14 protein-coding genes are annotated in these 16,287 nt (G+C 67.8%); 3 read left to right on the forward strand and 11 right to left on the reverse strand.

The window, feature by feature from the left end:
* Window positions 1–44: 44 nt before the first annotated feature.
* From A5688_RS19895 to dop, 10 genes are all read right to left on the reverse strand, one after another.
* Window positions 45–2,816, reverse strand: a complete 2,772-nt coding sequence (locus A5688_RS19895; RefSeq protein WP_067914254.1) for a DEAD/DEAH box helicase — start codon at window positions 2,814–2,816, stop codon at window positions 45–47.
* 19 nt (window positions 2,817–2,835) lie between these two features.
* A complete protein-coding gene (gene tatC / locus A5688_RS19900; RefSeq protein ID WP_120312570.1) occupies window positions 2,836–3,792 on the reverse strand; it encodes a twin-arginine translocase subunit TatC in 957 nt (318 codons plus the stop codon).
* Between the two features lie 43 nt (window positions 3,793–3,835).
* Window positions 3,836–4,120 carry a Sec-independent protein translocase subunit TatA gene (tatA, locus tag A5688_RS19905; protein WP_067826651.1) on the reverse strand — a complete coding sequence of 95 codons (285 nt, stop codon included), beginning with the start codon at window positions 4,118–4,120 and terminating at the stop codon, window positions 3,836–3,838.
* A 96-nt stretch (window positions 4,121–4,216) separates the two neighbouring features.
* Window positions 4,217–5,188: a helix-turn-helix transcriptional regulator gene (locus tag A5688_RS19910; protein ID WP_067826653.1), complete on the reverse strand. Its 972-nt coding sequence runs from the start codon at window positions 5,186–5,188 to the stop codon at window positions 4,217–4,219.
* Window positions 5,185–6,225 carry a helix-turn-helix transcriptional regulator gene (locus tag A5688_RS19915; RefSeq protein WP_067914233.1) on the reverse strand — a complete coding sequence of 347 codons (1,041 nt, stop codon included), beginning with the start codon at window positions 6,223–6,225 and terminating at the stop codon, window positions 5,185–5,187. Before A5688_RS19915 ends, A5688_RS19910 begins: the two co-directional genes overlap by 4 nt.
* Window positions 6,226–6,438: 213 nt before the next feature.
* Window positions 6,439–7,797: a Pup--protein ligase gene (gene pafA / locus A5688_RS19920; RefSeq protein ID WP_120312356.1), complete on the reverse strand. Its 1,359-nt coding sequence runs from the start codon at window positions 7,795–7,797 to the stop codon at window positions 6,439–6,441.
* A 218-nt stretch (window positions 7,798–8,015) separates the two neighbouring features.
* Window positions 8,016–8,786, reverse strand: a complete 771-nt coding sequence (gene prcA / locus A5688_RS19925) for a proteasome subunit alpha (RefSeq protein ID WP_067826670.1) — start codon at window positions 8,784–8,786, stop codon at window positions 8,016–8,018.
* A complete protein-coding gene (prcB, locus tag A5688_RS19930) occupies window positions 8,783–9,673 on the reverse strand; it encodes a proteasome subunit beta (protein WP_067826673.1) in 891 nt (296 codons plus the stop codon). Before prcB ends, prcA begins: the two co-directional genes overlap by 4 nt.
* Window positions 9,670–9,864: a ubiquitin-like protein Pup gene (locus A5688_RS19935; RefSeq protein WP_066860430.1), complete on the reverse strand. Its 195-nt coding sequence runs from the start codon at window positions 9,862–9,864 to the stop codon at window positions 9,670–9,672. Before A5688_RS19935 ends, prcB begins: the two co-directional genes overlap by 4 nt.
* A gap of 116 nt (window positions 9,865–9,980) precedes the next feature.
* Entirely contained in the window at window positions 9,981–11,489 is a 1,509-nt protein-coding gene (gene dop, locus A5688_RS19940) for a pup deamidase/depupylase (protein ID WP_067826676.1), read from the reverse strand.
* A gap of 206 nt (window positions 11,490–11,695) precedes the next feature.
* Here dop and A5688_RS19945 point away from each other — a divergent pair, with 206 nt between their 5' ends.
* Window positions 11,696–12,877, forward strand: coding sequence for a hypothetical protein (locus A5688_RS19945; RefSeq protein WP_120312571.1), 1,182 nt, complete (start codon window positions 11,696–11,698; stop codon window positions 12,875–12,877).
* Window positions 12,878–12,886: 9 nt separating this feature from the next.
* Window positions 12,887–13,531: a hypothetical protein gene (locus A5688_RS19950; RefSeq protein WP_067911286.1), complete on the forward strand. Its 645-nt coding sequence runs from the start codon at window positions 12,887–12,889 to the stop codon at window positions 13,529–13,531.
* An 84-nt stretch (window positions 13,532–13,615) separates the two neighbouring features.
* On the opposite strand, the gene arc is transcribed toward A5688_RS19950, so the two are convergent.
* On the reverse strand, window positions 13,616–15,445 hold the full coding sequence (gene arc, locus A5688_RS19955) for a proteasome ATPase (protein WP_067826721.1): 1,830 nt from the start codon (window positions 15,443–15,445) through the stop codon (window positions 13,616–13,618).
* A gap of 318 nt (window positions 15,446–15,763) precedes the next feature.
* On the opposite strand from arc, the gene A5688_RS19960 reads away from it, so the two are divergent.
* The coding region (locus A5688_RS19960) for a hypothetical protein (protein WP_242663218.1) at window positions 15,764–16,287 on the forward strand (524 nt) is incomplete at its 3' end.

Consider the following 16,287-nt stretch of genomic DNA (forward strand, 5'->3'; position numbering starts at 1 on the left):
GTCTTGGCATGAACTACGGCGATTAACGGTAGCTCGGGCCCAGCCTACCCGGCGTCAACTGCGACGACGCCGCGCCGAATGTCATTGATAGCGCGCTTGGCGGTGGCCCGCAGCTCGGTGTCCGGCGCGGCGTTGCGAACCTGGTCCAACAGGTCGAGCACCTGGCGGCACCAGCGCACAAAATCCCCTGCCAGCAGCGGTGACCCGGTGCCGCCCGGATCGGCGGCCGCCAGCGCGGCGGCCAGATCTCCGGTTCTGGCCCAGCGGTAAATCACGTTGACGAAGCCGTCGTCGGGTTCGCGGCTCGGGGCGATCCGGTGCGTTTGCTCATCGGCGCGTAGCGCCATCGACAGCCTCGACGTCTGCTGCAGCGCCTGCCGCACTTGCTGGGTGGGCGCGTCGGCCGCAATGGCCGCGCCCGGCCCGTCGCCGCCCCTTGTTTCGTACAGCACCGCCGACACCACCGCCGCCAGCTCGGCCGGCTTCAATCCGGACCACGCCCCGGTGCGCAGGCATTCGGCGACCAACAGGTCGCTTTCGCTGTAGATGCGTGCCAGCAACCGGCCGTGGTCGGTGACGCGGGGATCACCGTCGCGCCCCTCGATGAAGCCGCGCTCGGTGAGCAGCCCGACGATCCGGTCGAAGGTCCGGGCCAGCGAATTGGTGGCCGCCGCAACCTTTTTCTCCAATTGCGCGTTGTCGCGCTCGATCCGCAGATAGCGCTCGGCCTGCCGCACCTGGGCCTCGAGGCCGGGCGTGTTGTGGGACGGGTGCCGGCGCAACTCCTCCCGCAACGACGCCAGCTCCGGGTCGTGAAACGCGCCGTCCTGATCGCCGCGCCCGCTCCGGTGCCGGGCCGGGATGGTCAGCCCGGCGGCGGCCGATCGCAGCGCGGACGCCAGATCACGCCGGACCCGGGGCTGACGGTGTTCAACCCGCTTGGGCAGCGACATCGAACCGACCCGCGCCGCCGCGCCCGAATAGTCGGCCGTCGAAATCCTTCCCGCCCAACGGTTCTCGGTCAGCACCAACGGTCGCGGGTCGGTGCTGTCGCGCGCGGATTCCAGCACGACGGCCAGGCCACCGCGCCGGCCGTGGGTGATGTTGATGATGTCGCCGCGGCGCAGCGCGGCCAGCGCATCGCTGGCGGCCTGCCGTCGTTGCAGCCGGGACGCGCGGGACTGCGCGCGTTCCATCTCGCTGATGCGTGCCCGCATCCGGGCGTATTCGAGGATCGGCGCCTTGGGTCCGCCCATCTCGGCGGCGATCTCGTCGAGCATCGCGGTGCCTCGCTCGATGCCGCGGACCAGCCCGACGACGGAGCGGTCGGCCTGATACTGCGCGAAGGACTGTTCGAGCAGCCGGTGCGCCTGCTCGGGGCCCATCTGCTGGACCAGGTTGATCGTCATGTTGTACGACGGGGCGAACGAGCTGCGCAGCGGGAAGGTGCGCGTGGAGGCCAGTCCGGCCACCGCGGACGGTTCGGTGGTTTCCTCGGTGGGATTCCACAGCACCACCGCGTGACCCTCGACGTCGATGCCGCGTCGCCCGGCGCGGCCGGTGAGCTGCGTGTACTCCCCCGGCGTCAGCGCGACGTGCTGCTCGCCGTTGAACTTCACCAGCCGCTCGAGCACGACGGTGCGTGCCGGCATGTTGATCCCGAGTGCCAGGGTCTCGGTGGCGAACACCGCCCGGACCAGTCCGGCGGTGAACAGCTCTTCAACGGTGTGCCGGAACACCGGCAGCATGCCGGCATGGTGGGCCGCCAGACCGCGCAGCAGCCCCTCTCGCCACTCGTAGTAGCCGAGCACGCTCAGGTCGCCGTCGGCGAGATCGCCGCAGCGATGCTCGATCACCTCGGCGATCTGGGCGCGCTCCTCCTGGGTGGTCAGCTGCAGCGGCGAGCGCAGGCACTGCTGCACGGCGGCGTCGCAGCCGGCCCGGGAGAACACGAACGTGATCGCCGGCAGCAGCCCCTCCGAGTCCAGGGTGGCGATCACGTCCGGCCGTCCCGGTGTCCGGTAGAAGCGTGGGCGCGACGGCCGTCCTGCGCTGCCCCTTCCCGCCTGCCGGCGGCGCGGCTGCCAGTCGCTCATGCGGTCGGCCTCGCGGCGGTGCGCGATGTGACGCAGCAGTTCGGGATTAACGCGCGGGTGACGGTCCGCGGCCGGTTTCTCGTTCTCGTAGTCGAACAGGTCCAGCAGGCGCTTGCCCACCAGGACGTGTTGCCATAGCGGCACCGGCCGGTGCTCGTCGACCACGACCGTCGTATCGCCGCGCACGGTCTGGATCCAGCCGCCGAACTCCTCGGCGTTGCTCACCGTCGCCGAGAGGCTGACCACCCGCACCTCCTCGGGCAGGTGCAGGATCACCTCCTCCCACACCGGGCCCCGCATCCGGTCGGCGAGAAAATGCACCTCGTCCATCACCACATACGAAAGCCCTTGCAGCGCAGGCGAATCCGCGTAGAGCATGTTGCGCAGCACTTCGGTGGTCATGACGACCACGGGCGCATCGGCGTTGACCGACATGTCCCCGGTGAGCAGCCCGATGCGGTCGCGGCCGTAGCGCGCGGTCAGGTCGGTGTGCTTCTGGTTGCTCAGCGCTTTCAGTGGCGTGGTGTAGAAGCACTTGCCGCCGGACGCCAGCGCGAGGTGCACCGCGAATTCGCCGACCACCGTCTTGCCGGCCCCGGTCGGGGCGCAGACCAGCACGCCATGACCTCGTTCGAGCGCCGCGCACGCCCGGTGCTGAAAGCCGTCGAGCGCGAAGGGCAATTCGGCGGTGAATCGGGTGAGCTCCACCAGCTCCGCCAGCTCATGGGGCGGCGACGCGTCAGGTGACATCGTCGTGTTGCCCGGCGGTGAACGACGGCTCCGGTATCGCGGTCGGCGGTTCGATGACCGATGCTTCGTCATCGGGTATCACGGCCTGGGCTTCACGCTTGGCCTTCCGCCTATCGTGCACGCGGGCGATCTGGATGGCGAACTCCAGGAGCACGGACAGCGCCAACCCCAGCGCGGTCATCGAAAACGGGTCGGATCCGGGGGTGAAGACCGCCGCGAACGCGAACATCGCGAAGATCAGGCCGCGCCGCCACGCCTTGAGCCGCTCGTAGGTCAGCATGCCGATGGTGTTGAGCATGACGATCAGCAGCGGGAATTCGAAGCTGACGCCGAACACCACCAGCAGGTTGATCAGGAAGCCGAAGTACCGGTCGCCGGACAGGGCGGTCACCTGGACGTCGCTGCCGACGGTCAGCAGGAAACTTAGCGCCTTGGATAGTACGAAGTAGGCCAGCACCGCGCCGACGACGAACAGCACCGCCGCGGGCACCACGAACGCGACCGCGAAGCGGCGTTCCTTCTGGTACAGCCCGGGCGTGATGAACGCCCACAGTTGGTAGAACCACACCGGACAGGCCAGCACCACCCCGGCCGTCAGCCCGACCTTGAGCCGCAGCATGAACTGGTCGAACGGCGCGGTGGCCAGCAGCCGGCATTGCCCGTCGGCGCTGATGCTCGCGCGCGCGGATTGGGGCAGCGAACAGTAGGGATGGCGCAACCACTCGCCGAGGCTTTCCAGCCCGAAGATCGAATGCGAGTACCAGACGAATCCGAAAATGGTGGTCAGCAGGATCGCGGCCAGGGAGATCAGCAGCCGGGTGCGCAGCTCGGTCAGGTGGTCGACCAACGACATGGTCGCGTCCGGGTTGGTTCTGCTGCGCCGGTTACGCGGGTTGAGGCGCCTCAGCAGGCCGGAAGTGCGCGCTGAAACCTTGAAGACTTTCACGATGCTCGGTCAGTGGCGCTCGGGCAGCGCGCGATGATGGCGGCTACGCCGGACGTGCTTCGCTGTGCCCCTGCTCGCTGGGCGACGGCGCTTCGACCCGCTGCGACTGCACGGGAGTGGGGTTCGCCGCGTCGCTCGGGGTCGCGGTGTTTGTTCCCAAGGCCGACGTTTCCGTCTTGTTCTCCGTCTGCATTTCGCGGAGCTCGGACTTGAAGATCCGCATCGATTTACCCAACGAACGCGCCGCGTCGGGGAGTTTCTTGGCGCCGAACAGCAAGATCACCACGACCGCGAGGATCGCCCAGTGCCACGGACTAAGACTGCCCACTTTGATTACCTCCAGACGTTCACCCGATGCTACCGCAGTAGCGCCGGGTGGCGGCGGGCCCGCGCCGCACCGCGGTGGACCATCCCGCCTGGGCTTTTATCCGCTCAGGGCTTCGTAGGACGCCACGGCCGCTGCCGCGGCATCCCGTACCCGCTGCGCCAGGGACAACGGCTGTAGCACCTGCACGTCGGGCCCGAAGCCCAGCACCAGCCGCGTCATCCAATCCTCGGAGGCATAGGTCATCACGGCCTCGCAGGATCCGTCCGGCAATTCGCGCACGTCGCGCATCGGGTAGTACTCGAACATCCAGGACGCCGCGGGTGCCACCCGCAGCTTGGCCGACGGCAGCGCCGGATCACCGTCGAACAGCGAGGTGTCCGGCGGCGCGTGCATGGCCGGCTCGGGCGGCGCGGCCGGCTCGTCGAGCTCGCTGGCGTCCACGATCCGGTCGAAGCGGAACAACCGAACCCCTTCTGCCTCGCGTGACCAGCCCTCCAGGTAACTGTGGCCGCCGATCAGCAGCACCCGGATGGGGTCGACGACCCGGCTGGTCAGGGTGTCGTGCGAGGCGGAGTAGTAGTCGATGGCCAGGGCGTGCCTGGACTGGACGGCCGCCCGCACCGCGGCGGCGGCCCGGTTCTCCACCGGCGCGGGCTCGTCGACGGCCGACGCCAAGTGTGAGGCGTCGTGGCCGACGGCGCCGGCGGCGCCCTCGATCTTGGCGATGGCGCTGCGCGCGGCTTCGGGGTCGACGACGCCGGGAATGTCGGCCAGCGCCCGCAAAGCCACCAGCAGGCCGGTGGCCTCCGGCGATGTGAGCTTCAGCGGGCGGTCGATGCCCGCGGAGAAGGTGACCTCGATGGTGTCGCCGGAGAACTCGAAATCGATGAGGTCGCCCGGGAAGTAGCCGGGCAGACCGCACATCCACAGCTGGTTGAGGTCCTCTTCCAGCTGCTTGGCCGACACCCCGAGGTCGGCGGCGGCCTTGGATCGGGTGACCCGCGGATTGGCCTGGAAATACGGCACCATGTTCAGCAGCCGGATCAGGCGGGTGGAGATGGGTGTCATGCGGACACTCCGCCGCGGCTGGGCGGTTGTCCCGCACCGACGGCGTCCTCGCCGGCGTGTGCTCGCAGTCGGGCCAGCACGTCGTCGCGCAGGGACTGGGGTTCGAGCACCAGGGCGTCGGCTCCGTAGCCGGCGATGTCACGCGCGAGCTGGTCGGCGGATCTGATGTCGAGCTCGATCACCTCGCCGTCGCGCCCACCGAGCTGGCGCGCTTCGACGGGTCGGCCGGCGCGGCGCAGCGCGGTCGCGCGCCCGTCGGCCACCCATACTCGGGCCTGACCGACCGTCGCGTTCGCCGACACGTCCGTGACGGTCTGGGCCACGATCTTGCGCAGGTCAACGTCTTTCGGCACGGTGACGGCGCCCGGCGGCCCGATCGGTGTGACGTCCGGACCGATTCGGGAGAGCCGGAAGGTGCGGGTGGCGTCGCGGTCCCGGTCGTGGCCCACCAGATACCAGCGGCCCTTCTCGGTGACCACACCCCAGGGCTCGACGGTGCGGGTGGCGTATGGCTCGGCTCGCGACGGCCGGTGCGGAAACTGCACGGCCTGCCGGGAGTCGATGGCGGACAACAGGATTCCCAGGACCTCTTCCGACCCCCGCAGGCCCGGCACCCCGGCCGGCGAGGCGATGGCGACCGGCGCGTCCGGATCGACGTCGACCCCGGCCGCGCGCAGTTTGAGAAGCGCGCCCTGGGTCGCGGTGATGAGTTCGGGCGACTCCCACAGCTGGGTCGCGACGGCCACCGCCGCGGCCTCGTCGGGTGTCAGGTCGACCGGCGCGAGCGCGTAGGCGTCGCGGTTGATCCGGTAGCCCTCGGTGGGGTCCCAGGCCGACGCCCGGCCGACCTCGAGCGGGATGCCGAGGTCGCGCAGCTCGTTCTTGTCCCGCTCGAACATGCGCGAGAACGCCTCGGTGCTGACGCTGTCCGAATAGCCGGCCACGCTCGACCTGATCTTTTCCGCCGAGATGTAGCCGCGGGTGGACAGCAGGGCGATGACCAGATTTACCAGCCGCTCGACTTTTGACGTCGCCATTGGCTCCAGATTATTCGATGGTCTCCATCTGGCGCTCCCACCTGCCGTCCGCGTCGCGCTGTTGCCCGCCGCCGCGTCCGCCTACTCGTTGGCGAGGTAATCGCGCCTCTCAAAACGTCCAGGCACCCGCGTTTGCACATTTGGGGACGTGCGCGTGGGAGCCGCGGCGGTGGCGGTGTGGCTGCTGTGGCAGACGGTGAGCCGCCTGGCGAGCTACATGCTGGCGATGAGCCGCTTGACCCGCTCGTCGACCGCACGGAACGGGTCCTTGCACAGCACGGTGCGCTGCGCCTGGTCGTTGAGCTTGAGGTGCACCCAGTCGACCGTGAAGTCGCGGCCGGCGGCCTGGGCGGCGCTGATGAACTCGCCGCGCAGCCGCGCCCGGGTGGTCTGCGGCGGGTTGTCGACCGCCTGCGCGATGTCCTCGTCGGTGGTGACCCGCGCGGCGAGACCCTTGCGCTGCAGCAGGTCGAAGACGCCTCGCCCGCGCTTGATGTCGTGGTAGGCCAGGTCCAGCTGGGCGATCTTCGGGTCGGACAGCTCCATGTTGTAGCGGTCCTGGTAGCGCTGGAAGAGCTTGCGCTTGATCACCCAGTCGATCTCGGTGTCCACCTTGGCGAAGTCCTGGCTCTCGACCGCATCCAGCTGGCGGCCCCACAGGTCGACGATCTGCTCGATCTGCGCGTTGGGTTCCCGGGTCTGCAGGTGCTCGACGGCACGGCTGTAGTACTCGCGCTGGATGTCGAGCGCGCTGGCCTGGCGGCCGCCCGCGAGCCGCACGGGCCGACGGCCGGTGACGTCGTGGCTGACCTCGCGAATGGCGCGGATGGGGTTGTCCAGCGAGAAGTCCCGGAACGGGACGCCGGCCTCGATCATCTCCAGCACCAGCGCGGCCGTGCCCACCTTGAGCATGGTGGTGGTCTCGCACATGTTGGAGTCGCCGACGATCACATGCAGCCGCCGGTACTTCTCGGCGTCGGCGTGCGGCTCGTCGCGGGTGTTGATGATCGGCCGGCTGCGGGTGGTCGCCGAGGAGACGCCTTCCCAAATGTGCTCGGCGCGTTGGGAAAGGCAGAACGTCGCGGCCTTCGGGGTTTGCAGCACCTTGCCGGCACCGCAGATCAGCTGCCGGGTGACCAGAAATGGCAGCAGCACATCGGAGATCCGGGAGAACTCGCCGGCCCGCACGATCAGGTAGTTCTCGTGGCAGCCGTAGGAGTTGCCTGCCGAATCGGTGTTGTTCTTGAACAAGTAGATGTCGCCGCCGATGCCCTCGTCGGCGAGGCGCTGCTCGGCGTCGACCAGCAGGTCTTCGAGCACCCACTCGCCGGCGCGGTCGTGGGTGACCAGCTGTACCAGGCTGTCGCACTCGGCGGTGGCGTATTCGGGGTGACTGCCCACGTCGAGGTAGAGGCGGGCACCGTTACGCAGGAAAACGTTGGAGCTGCGGCCCCAGGACACGACGCGACGGAACAGATAGCGGGCCACCTCGTCCGGGCTGAGCCGCCGGTGCCCGTGGAACGTGCAGGTGACCCCGAACTCGGTCTCGATGCCCATGATTCGCCGCTGCACGTAATCGAGGGTACTGGTTGTCCGACCGAGACGGTGAGCAAGCCGCACGTATCGATCCGACAACGTTTTTCGTCGGCCGCGGGCTAACCGCGCCGGACGCGTGCAAGCGCCCGTCCGTGCGCACCGAACCAGCCGGAAGACGGTTAGCTCACCCGCATCTTGCGCACCAACAGACCCACCAGCACCGGTGCATGGGGTCGCCGTTCGGCGGGCCGTGCCTAGTCGGCCGATCCGCCGTCGGCATCCGACGGCTCGTCGTCGCCTCCCGAGCCGCCGGAACCCGGCTCGCGCAGCAAATTTTCCAGGGTGGCGCGGCTGATCCTGCGGAACGCCCGCCGCGGCCGGTTGACGTCCAAGATGGCGACTTCCAGGCTGCCCACATCGAGGGTCGACTGGTCCCCGTTCGAGGCCTCGCTGCCGGCCCGCAGCGCCTTCACCGCGATGCGCGTGGCCTCACGCAGATCGGCGTTCTCGGCGTACGACTCCTTGAGCGCCGTGGTGATCGGTTCGGTGGTACCGCCCATCACCACGAAGTGCGGCTCGTCGGCGATCGATCCGTCATAGGTTATCCGGTACAGCTCAGGCGATTTGGTCTCGCCGTAGTGCGCGACCTCGGCGACACACAACTCCACCTCGTAGGGCTTGGCCTGCTCGGTGAAGATGGTGCCCAGTGTCTGCGCGTAGACGTTGGCCAGCTGGCGGCCGGTGACGTCGCGACGGTCGTAGGCGTAGCCGCGGGTGTCGGCGAATTGGATTCCGCCACGCCGCAGGTTGTCGAATTCGTTGAACTTGCCGGCGGCCGCGAAGCCGACGCGGTCGTAGAGTTCGCTGATCTTCTGCAACGACCGCGACGGGTTCTCCGCGACGAAGAGCACGCCACCGGCGTAGGCCAGCGCGACCACGCTCTTGCCCCGGGCGATGCCTTTGCGCGCGAGCTCGCTGCGCTCGCGCATCGCCTGCTCGGGCGAGATGAAATAGGGGAAGCTCACTTCTCACCACCGTCGGGGCCGAAAGTGTCAGCGCGCGAACGGCTTTGAATCACTTCGCGGGCCAGTCCGGCGATGCGGCCCTCCGGCACCTCGAGCGCCCCCTCGGGGCCGATGGTGACCGCGGTGGGGTAGATCCCGCGCACCAGATCCGGTCCGCCGGTGGCGGAATCGTCATCGGCGGCGTCGTAGAGCGCCTCGATCGCGACGCGTACCGCGGAGTCGGCATCGGTGACCTGGGAGTACAACTTCTTCATCGACGACTTGGCGAATATCGAGCCTGACCCCACCGACTGGTAGCCCTCCTCTTCCAGGTTCCAACCGCCGGCGGCGTCGAAAGACACGATGCGGCCAGCGCCCTCGGGGTCGGCCGCGTCGATGTCGTAGCCCACCAGCAGCGGCAAAGCCACCAGACCCTGCATCGCGGCCGCCAGGTTTCCACGCACCATGATGGCCAGCCGGTTCACCTTGCCGGCGAACGTGAGCGGCACACCTTCGAGTTTCTCGTAATGCTCGAGTTCCACCGCGTAGAGGCGGGCGAACTCCACGGCGATGGCGGCGGTGCCGGCGATGCCGGTGGCGGTGTAGTCATCGGTGATGTACACCTTCTTGACGTCGCGCCCGGCGATCATGTTGCCCTGCGTCGAACGCCGATCACCGGCGAGCACCACGCCGCCGGGGTACTTCAGCGCCACGATGGTGGTGCCGTGCGGCAGCTGCCCCGTGGCGGCATCCGACTGCGTGCCCGACAGGCTCGCCGGCAGCAACTCCGGCGCCTGACGGCGAAGCAGGTCAGCAAACGAAGATAGGTCTATAGCGGGGTTTCGGGAGAGTGCGGAGCCCCCAAGTGCGGAATGTGTGGACAGGCGATCAGAGAAAGGCCAGGTCACTGTCCGCCCTTTTGGACATACGCGCGTACGAAGTCCTCGGCGTTCTCCTCGAGGACGTCGTCGATCTCGTCAAGCAGATCGTCGGTGTCCTCGGCCAGCTTTTCCCGGCGTTCTTGGCCCGCGGCGGTGCTGCCGGCGACGTCGTCTTCGTCGTCGCCCCCACCGCCACGCTTGGTCTGCTCCTGAGCCATCGCCGCCTCCTGTTGTCTGGGCCTGTTGAATGGCTTGTTCACCGATCAAGCCACACTGCCCGTTGGTCTTTCCTAGCCTACCGGTCGACCCCGACGTTCCCGGGGTTAACCGGTACCTAGCTGGTGAGTTGTTCGACCAGTTCGGCGGCGCTGTCCACCGAGTCCAACAGCGCCCCGACGTGCGCCTTGCTGCCGCGCAGCGGCTCCAGCGTCGGAATGCGGACCAAGGAATCGCCGCCCAGGTCGAAAATCACGGAGTCCCAGCTGGCCGCGGCGATGTCGGCGCCGAACCTGCGCAGGCATTCACCGCGGAAGTACGCGCGGGTGTCGGTCGGCGGTTTGTCCACCGCCTCGATCACCTGGTGCTCGGTCACCAGACGCTTCATCGAGCCGCGCGCGACGAGCCGGTTGTACAGGCCCTTGTCCAGCCGGACGTCGGAGTACTGCAGGTCCACCAGGTGTAGCCGCGGCGCCGACCAGCTCAGGTTTTCACGCTGCCGGAACCCTTCGAGCAGGCGCAGCTTGGCCGGCCAGTCCAGCAATTCGGCGCACTCCATCGGGTCGCGCTCGAGTTGGTCGAGGACATGCGCCCAGGTTTCGACGACGTCGGCCGCGCGCGGATCGGGATCACGGCTGTCGACCAGCTTGGCCACCCGATCGAGGTAAACCCGTTGCAGCGCAAGGGCAGTCAGCTCTCGTCCGTCGGCCAGGGCCACCGCGGCGCGCAGTGACGGGTCGCGGCTGATCGCGTGCACCGCATGTACCGGCCGCGCCAGCGCCAGGTCGCTCAGGTCGATGCCGTGGGCCGGGCCCTCTTCGATCAGGTCGAGCACCAGCGCCGTGGTGCCCAGCTTCAGGTATGTCGACGTCTCGGCGAGGTTGGCGTCGCCGATGATGACGTGCAGCCGCCGGTACCGGTCGGCGTCGGCGTGCGGTTCGTCGCGGGTGTTGATGATGCCGCGTTTGAGCGTGGTCTCGAGGCCGACCTCGACCTCGATGTAGTCCGAGCGCTGGGACAGCTGGAACCCGGGCTCGTCACCGGAGGGGCCGATGCCGACCCGGCCGGAGCCGGTGACCACCTGTCGGGAAACCAGAAAGGGGGTCAGCCCGGCGATGATGGCCGAGAACGGCGTCTGCCGCGACATCAGGTAGTTCTCGTGCGATCCGTACGAGGCGCCCTTGCCGTCGACGTTGTTCTTGTACAGCTGCAGCTTGGCGGCTCCGGGCACGCTGGCGACGTGACGGGCGGCGGCTTCCATCACCCGTTCACCGGCCTTGTCCCAGATCACCGCGTCCAGCGGGTCGGTGCACTCGGGTGCGGAGTATTCGGGGTGCGCGTGGTCGACGTAGAGGCGCGCACCGTTGGTCAGGATCATGTTGGCCGCGCCGACCTCGTCGGCGTCGACCACCGGGGGCGGGCCGGCCGAGCGGCTCAGATCAAAACCGCGGGCATCCCGCAACGGCGATTCCACCTCGTAGTCCCAGCGGGTGCGCTTGGCGCGCTGAATGCCCGCTGCGGCCGCGTAGGCCAAAACCGCCTGAGTCGACGTGAGGATCGGATTGGCTGTCGGGTCCGATGGCGATGAAATGCCGTATTCGACCTCCGTCCCGATAATCCGTTGCATGACCCAAGCGTAGGCCGGGCGACGAAGCGGCCCGCGCGGCGGGGCGCGTGGGGGTACCCCCCGGCGGCGCAGCCGCGAGGGGGCGAGCCGGCCAATCGGGTCCAGCCGCGCGACGAAGCGGGGCCGCCGGTGCCCGGAATTGCCCGTCCGGCAACCGGTCCGATTAGGCCACCGCGGGCGACTCACCCGCCGTAGGGTGAGCCGGCATGGAGCTTCTTCGCGGCCGCGCTCCGGGCCGCCGAGCCGTGCAGAACGCCGCGGCCGAAAGCTGGTTTTTGGAGCGCGGTTTGCCTTCGGTACTCATTCGGCGCGCGCGGTGGCGGCGGCTCTGGACGCGGTCGGCCCCCGTGCTTGCCGCCTACGCGGCGCTGCAGGCCTGCGTGCTGGCGGTCTATCTGATCACCGGCGGCCACGACGTCGAGATCAGCGGCGAACCGACGACGTCGGAATTGGCCGTGCTGGTTCTGCTCGCCCTGGCCCTGCCGTCGATGGCGGTCGTCGGTTGGCTGGTCTCCCGGTCACGAAGCCACAAGACTCGCACCGCGATAGCGACGTTGGCGGTCCTGGCCGTGGCGTGCGTCGGAGTGACCGTGGGCGACGTCGTGCAGGAGGCCGTCGTCGTGGTCGTCGTGCTGATCCTGACCGGCAGCGGAATCGGGTCGGTGGTCGGGTGGGCGGTGCGGATGATGCTGTCGCATCTTGCGACGGTGGGCGCCTTGGCCGTTCGGGCGCTGCCGGTCGTGCTGCTGACCGCGTTGGTGTTCTTCAACACCTACGTGTGGCTGATGGCCGCGACCATCAGCGGCAACCGGCTGGCACTGGCAATGGCCTTCCTGGTGGCCATCGCGGCGGCGTTCGTCACCTCGGCCACGCGAGAGCGCGTCAGGCCGATGCTGCAGTCGGCGACGGTGCCGCGCGACGAGCCCGAAAAGCTCGCGGGCACACCGTTCGCCACGATGTCCGACGCCCCCGAGTGGGCACCGCTGAAGAAGTCGGAGCGCGCCAATGTGGTTTTTGTGCTGGCCGTCTCACAGCTGGCTCAGATCCTCGTCGTGGCCGTGGTGACCACCGCGATCTATTTGATTCTGGGGCTCATCGTGCTCAGCCCCGAACTGCTCAACGAGTGGACCCACACCTACAAGAGCAGCGCAACGGTGCTCGGATTCACGCTGCCGGTGCCCGACTCGCTGATCCACATGACGCTCTTCCTCGGCGCGTTGACGTTCATGTACATCAGCGCCCGCGCGGCCGGCGACGCGGAGTACCGGTCCACGTTTCTCGACCCGCTCATCGACGACCTGCACACGACTTTGGTGGCGCGCAATCGCTACCACGGTGCCGCCGCCGTCACCGCCGGTCGTGTTGACGGCGCCGATACCAGTGACTAACTTCACCCTGTGTCCGCCCCCGAATCCGACCACGCCGTCGGTAAGCACGCACGCGACCTGTCCGGCAAGCGCTACGGCGAGGTTCTCCTGGTAACGCCGGGCGAGGCCGGGCCGCAGGCAACGGTGTACAACAGCTTCCCGCTCAACGACTGTCCCGAAGACTTGTGGTCGGCGCTGGACGCGCACGCCCTGGCCACCGAGCACGGGGCCGCTGCGGCCCTGCTCAACGGTCCCCGGTATTGGCTGATGAATGACATCGAAAAAGAGAACCGGGGCCCACAGATCACGAAATCCTTTGGCGGGATCGAAATGATCCAGCAGGCCACCGTCCTGTTGTCGTCGATGAACCCGGCGCCCTACGTCCCCAACACGGTCAACCGCCACACGGTGTTCGTCTTCAACGCCGGCCAAGAGGTGTACGAACTCATCGATCCCCAGGGCCAGCACTGGGTCATGCAGACCTGGAGCCAGGTCGCCGATCCCAATTTGTCGCGCGCCGACCTACCGCGCCTCGCCGACCGGCTCGACCTGCCGGCCGGGTGGGCCTACCAACCGCGCGTGCTCACCGACGAACTCCGCGTGGACACGACCCAGCGGGCGGCCCAGGTGCTGCAGGACAACCTGACCAACAGCTACTCGCTGGTGACCGGCTGAGCCGAGATATAAACCACGCACACCCGCCTCGGCGTGTCGTGTGCGTGGTTTATATGTCGCGCTAGGACGTTGCCCGAACGAGCCCTACAGGTACTGCCCCAGGTTCGATTCGGTGTCGATGGCCCGCGATGCGCTCGAGCTCTTGCCGGTGACCAAGGTGCGAATGTAGACGATCCGCTCGCCCTTCTTGCCCGAAATCCGCGCCCAGTCATCGGGGTTGGTGGTGTTGGGCAGGTCCTCGTTCTCGGCGAACTCGTCGACGATCGAGTCCAGCAGGTGCTGGATGCGCAGACCGGGCTGGCCGGTCTCCAGCACGGACTTGATCGCGTTCTTCTTGGCGCGGTCGACGACGTTCTGGATCATCGCCCCGGAGTTGAAGTCCTTGAAGTACATGACTTCCTTGTCACCGTTGGCGTAGGTGACCTCCAGGAACCGGTTGTCGTCGATCTCGGCGTACATCCGGTCGACGACCTTTTCGATCATCGCCTTGATGCATGCCGACCGGTCGCCGTCGAACTCGGCCAGGTCGTCGCCGTGCACCGGCAGCGACTCGACCAAGTACTTCGAGAAGATGTCTTGCGCCGCTTCGGCATCCGGCCGCTCGATCTTGATCTTCACGTCCAGACGCCCGGGCCGCAGGATGGCCGGGTCGATCATGTCCTCGCGGTTGGAGGCGCCGATCACGATGACGTTCTCGAGCCCCTCCACACCGTCGATCTCACTGAGCAACTGCGGAACCACAGTCGTCTCGACGTCCGAGGAGACCCCGGTGCCGCGGGTGCGGAAGATCGAGTCCATCTCGTCGAAGAACACGATCACCGGTGTCCCTTCCGACGCCTTCTCACGGGCGCGCTGGAAGATCAGCCGGATGTGCCGCTCGGTCTCACCGACGAACTTGTTGAGCAGCTCGGGCCCCTTGATGTTCAAGAAGTAGGACTTGGCTTCGCGGGCATCGTCGCCGCGCACCTCGGCCATCTTCTTGGCCAGCGAGTTGGCCACGGCCTTGGCGATCAGCGTCTTGCCGCAACCGGGCGGACCGTAGAGCAGCACGCCTTTGGGCGGTCGCAGCGCGTACTCGCGGTATAGCTCCTTGTGCAGGAACGGCAGCTCCACGGCGTCGCGGATCTGCTCGATCTGGCGGGTCAGGCCGCCGATGTCCAGGTAGCTGACATCGGGCACCTCCTCCAGCACCAGGTCCTCGACCTCGGCCTTCGGGATGCGCTCGAAGGCGTAGCCGGCCTTGGTGTCGACCAACAACGAGTCGCCCGGGCGCAGCCGGCGCGGCCGGGTGTCGTCGTTGAGGGCGTCGGGATGACCCTCCGGCAAGTCCTCGGCGACCAGCGGCTCGGCAAGCCAGACGATGCGTTCCTCGTCGGCGTGCCCGACGACCAGGGCCCGATGCCCGTCGGCCAGGAGCTCACGCAGCGTGGAGATCTCGCCGACCGATTCGAACGTGCCGGCCTCTACGACGGTCAGGGCCTCGTTGAGGCGGACCGTCTGACCCTTGCGCAACAAAGGGACTTCGATGTTCGGCGAGCAGGTCAGTCGCATCTTGCGACCGGAGGTGAACACGTCGACGGTGTCATCCTCGTGCGTACCGAGCAGGACGCCGTAGCCGCTGGGCGGCTGCCCCAGCCGGTCGACTTCCTCACGCAGCGCCAGCAGTTGCTGGCGGGCCTCTTTAAGGGTCTCCATCAACTTCGAGTTCCGCGACGCAAGGGAGTCGATGCGCGCTTCCAACTGATGCACATCGCGCGTGGAGCGGCCGCCACCATGCGAGTCGACGGCGTGCTCGAGTTGCTCGCGCAACATGGCTGCCTCACGGCGTAGTTGCTCCAACTCGGCCTCGTCGCCGCTGGACATGTTTGATTCGTGGGGGGTTCCGAAAGCTTCAGAACGCTCTGAGCTACCCATCTTGCGCTCCTTTCCCACACCGAATTGGCGCGGCGGATACTTCAAAGCTACCGGCGATTGCCGATTGATGTGCGTAGTCAAATACCCACGAAAAGTTAAGATTTTCGTCACGCTGGTAATCTCGGCCACTAATCGTGATGATCGAAAGGGCCGTGGGAGGTGCCAGAGTGACCGCAAAAAGCCTCGCCACAGGCTCGGCTCGTGTCACCGCGATAGGCCCCGCCGCCGTTGTGACTCCAGTAGCACCCATCGGCCCGACCTTAGCGACACCCTCCCCTCGCGAAGCGGCCAGAGCCGCCTAGCCGGCCGACCGACTGGATGCACCGACCACTGTCCATAGCGCTGAGCGCCGCCACCGTCCTGGCGGCGGTCGGGCTCGCCGCATGTTCGTCGCCGCACCCCAGGGCTGGTTCGTCGGCCGTCTCTTCGCTGCCGCCGGCCACCTCGCGGCCGGCTGTGCCGCCCGTCACGACTCCCCTGCCGCCGCCTGAAGCACTCACCGACGTGCTCTCCCGACTCGCCGACCCGAACGTTCCGAGCGCCAGCAAGGTGAATCTGGTGGAAGGCGCGACACCGGAGAGCGCACCCACCCTGGACAAGTTCACCAACGCCTTGCGGGACAACGGTTATCTGCCCATGACCTTCAACGCGAACGACATCGCGTGGTCGGACAAGAACCCGTCGAACGTGAAGGCCACCATCGCCGTTCACACCGCACAGGCCAACAACGCCAACTTCACCTTCCCGATGGAGTTCGCCCCCTTCCAGGGCGGTTGGCACCAGCGATCCGCGCAGCTGCGCCGTCGACGGCGCCTCGGGCAACCGGTCGATGGCCAACGTCC

It is taken from the genome of Mycobacterium mantenii, from assembly GCF_001667865.1.
GTDB lineage: Bacteria > Actinomycetota > Actinomycetes > Mycobacteriales > Mycobacteriaceae > Mycobacterium > Mycobacterium mantenii_A.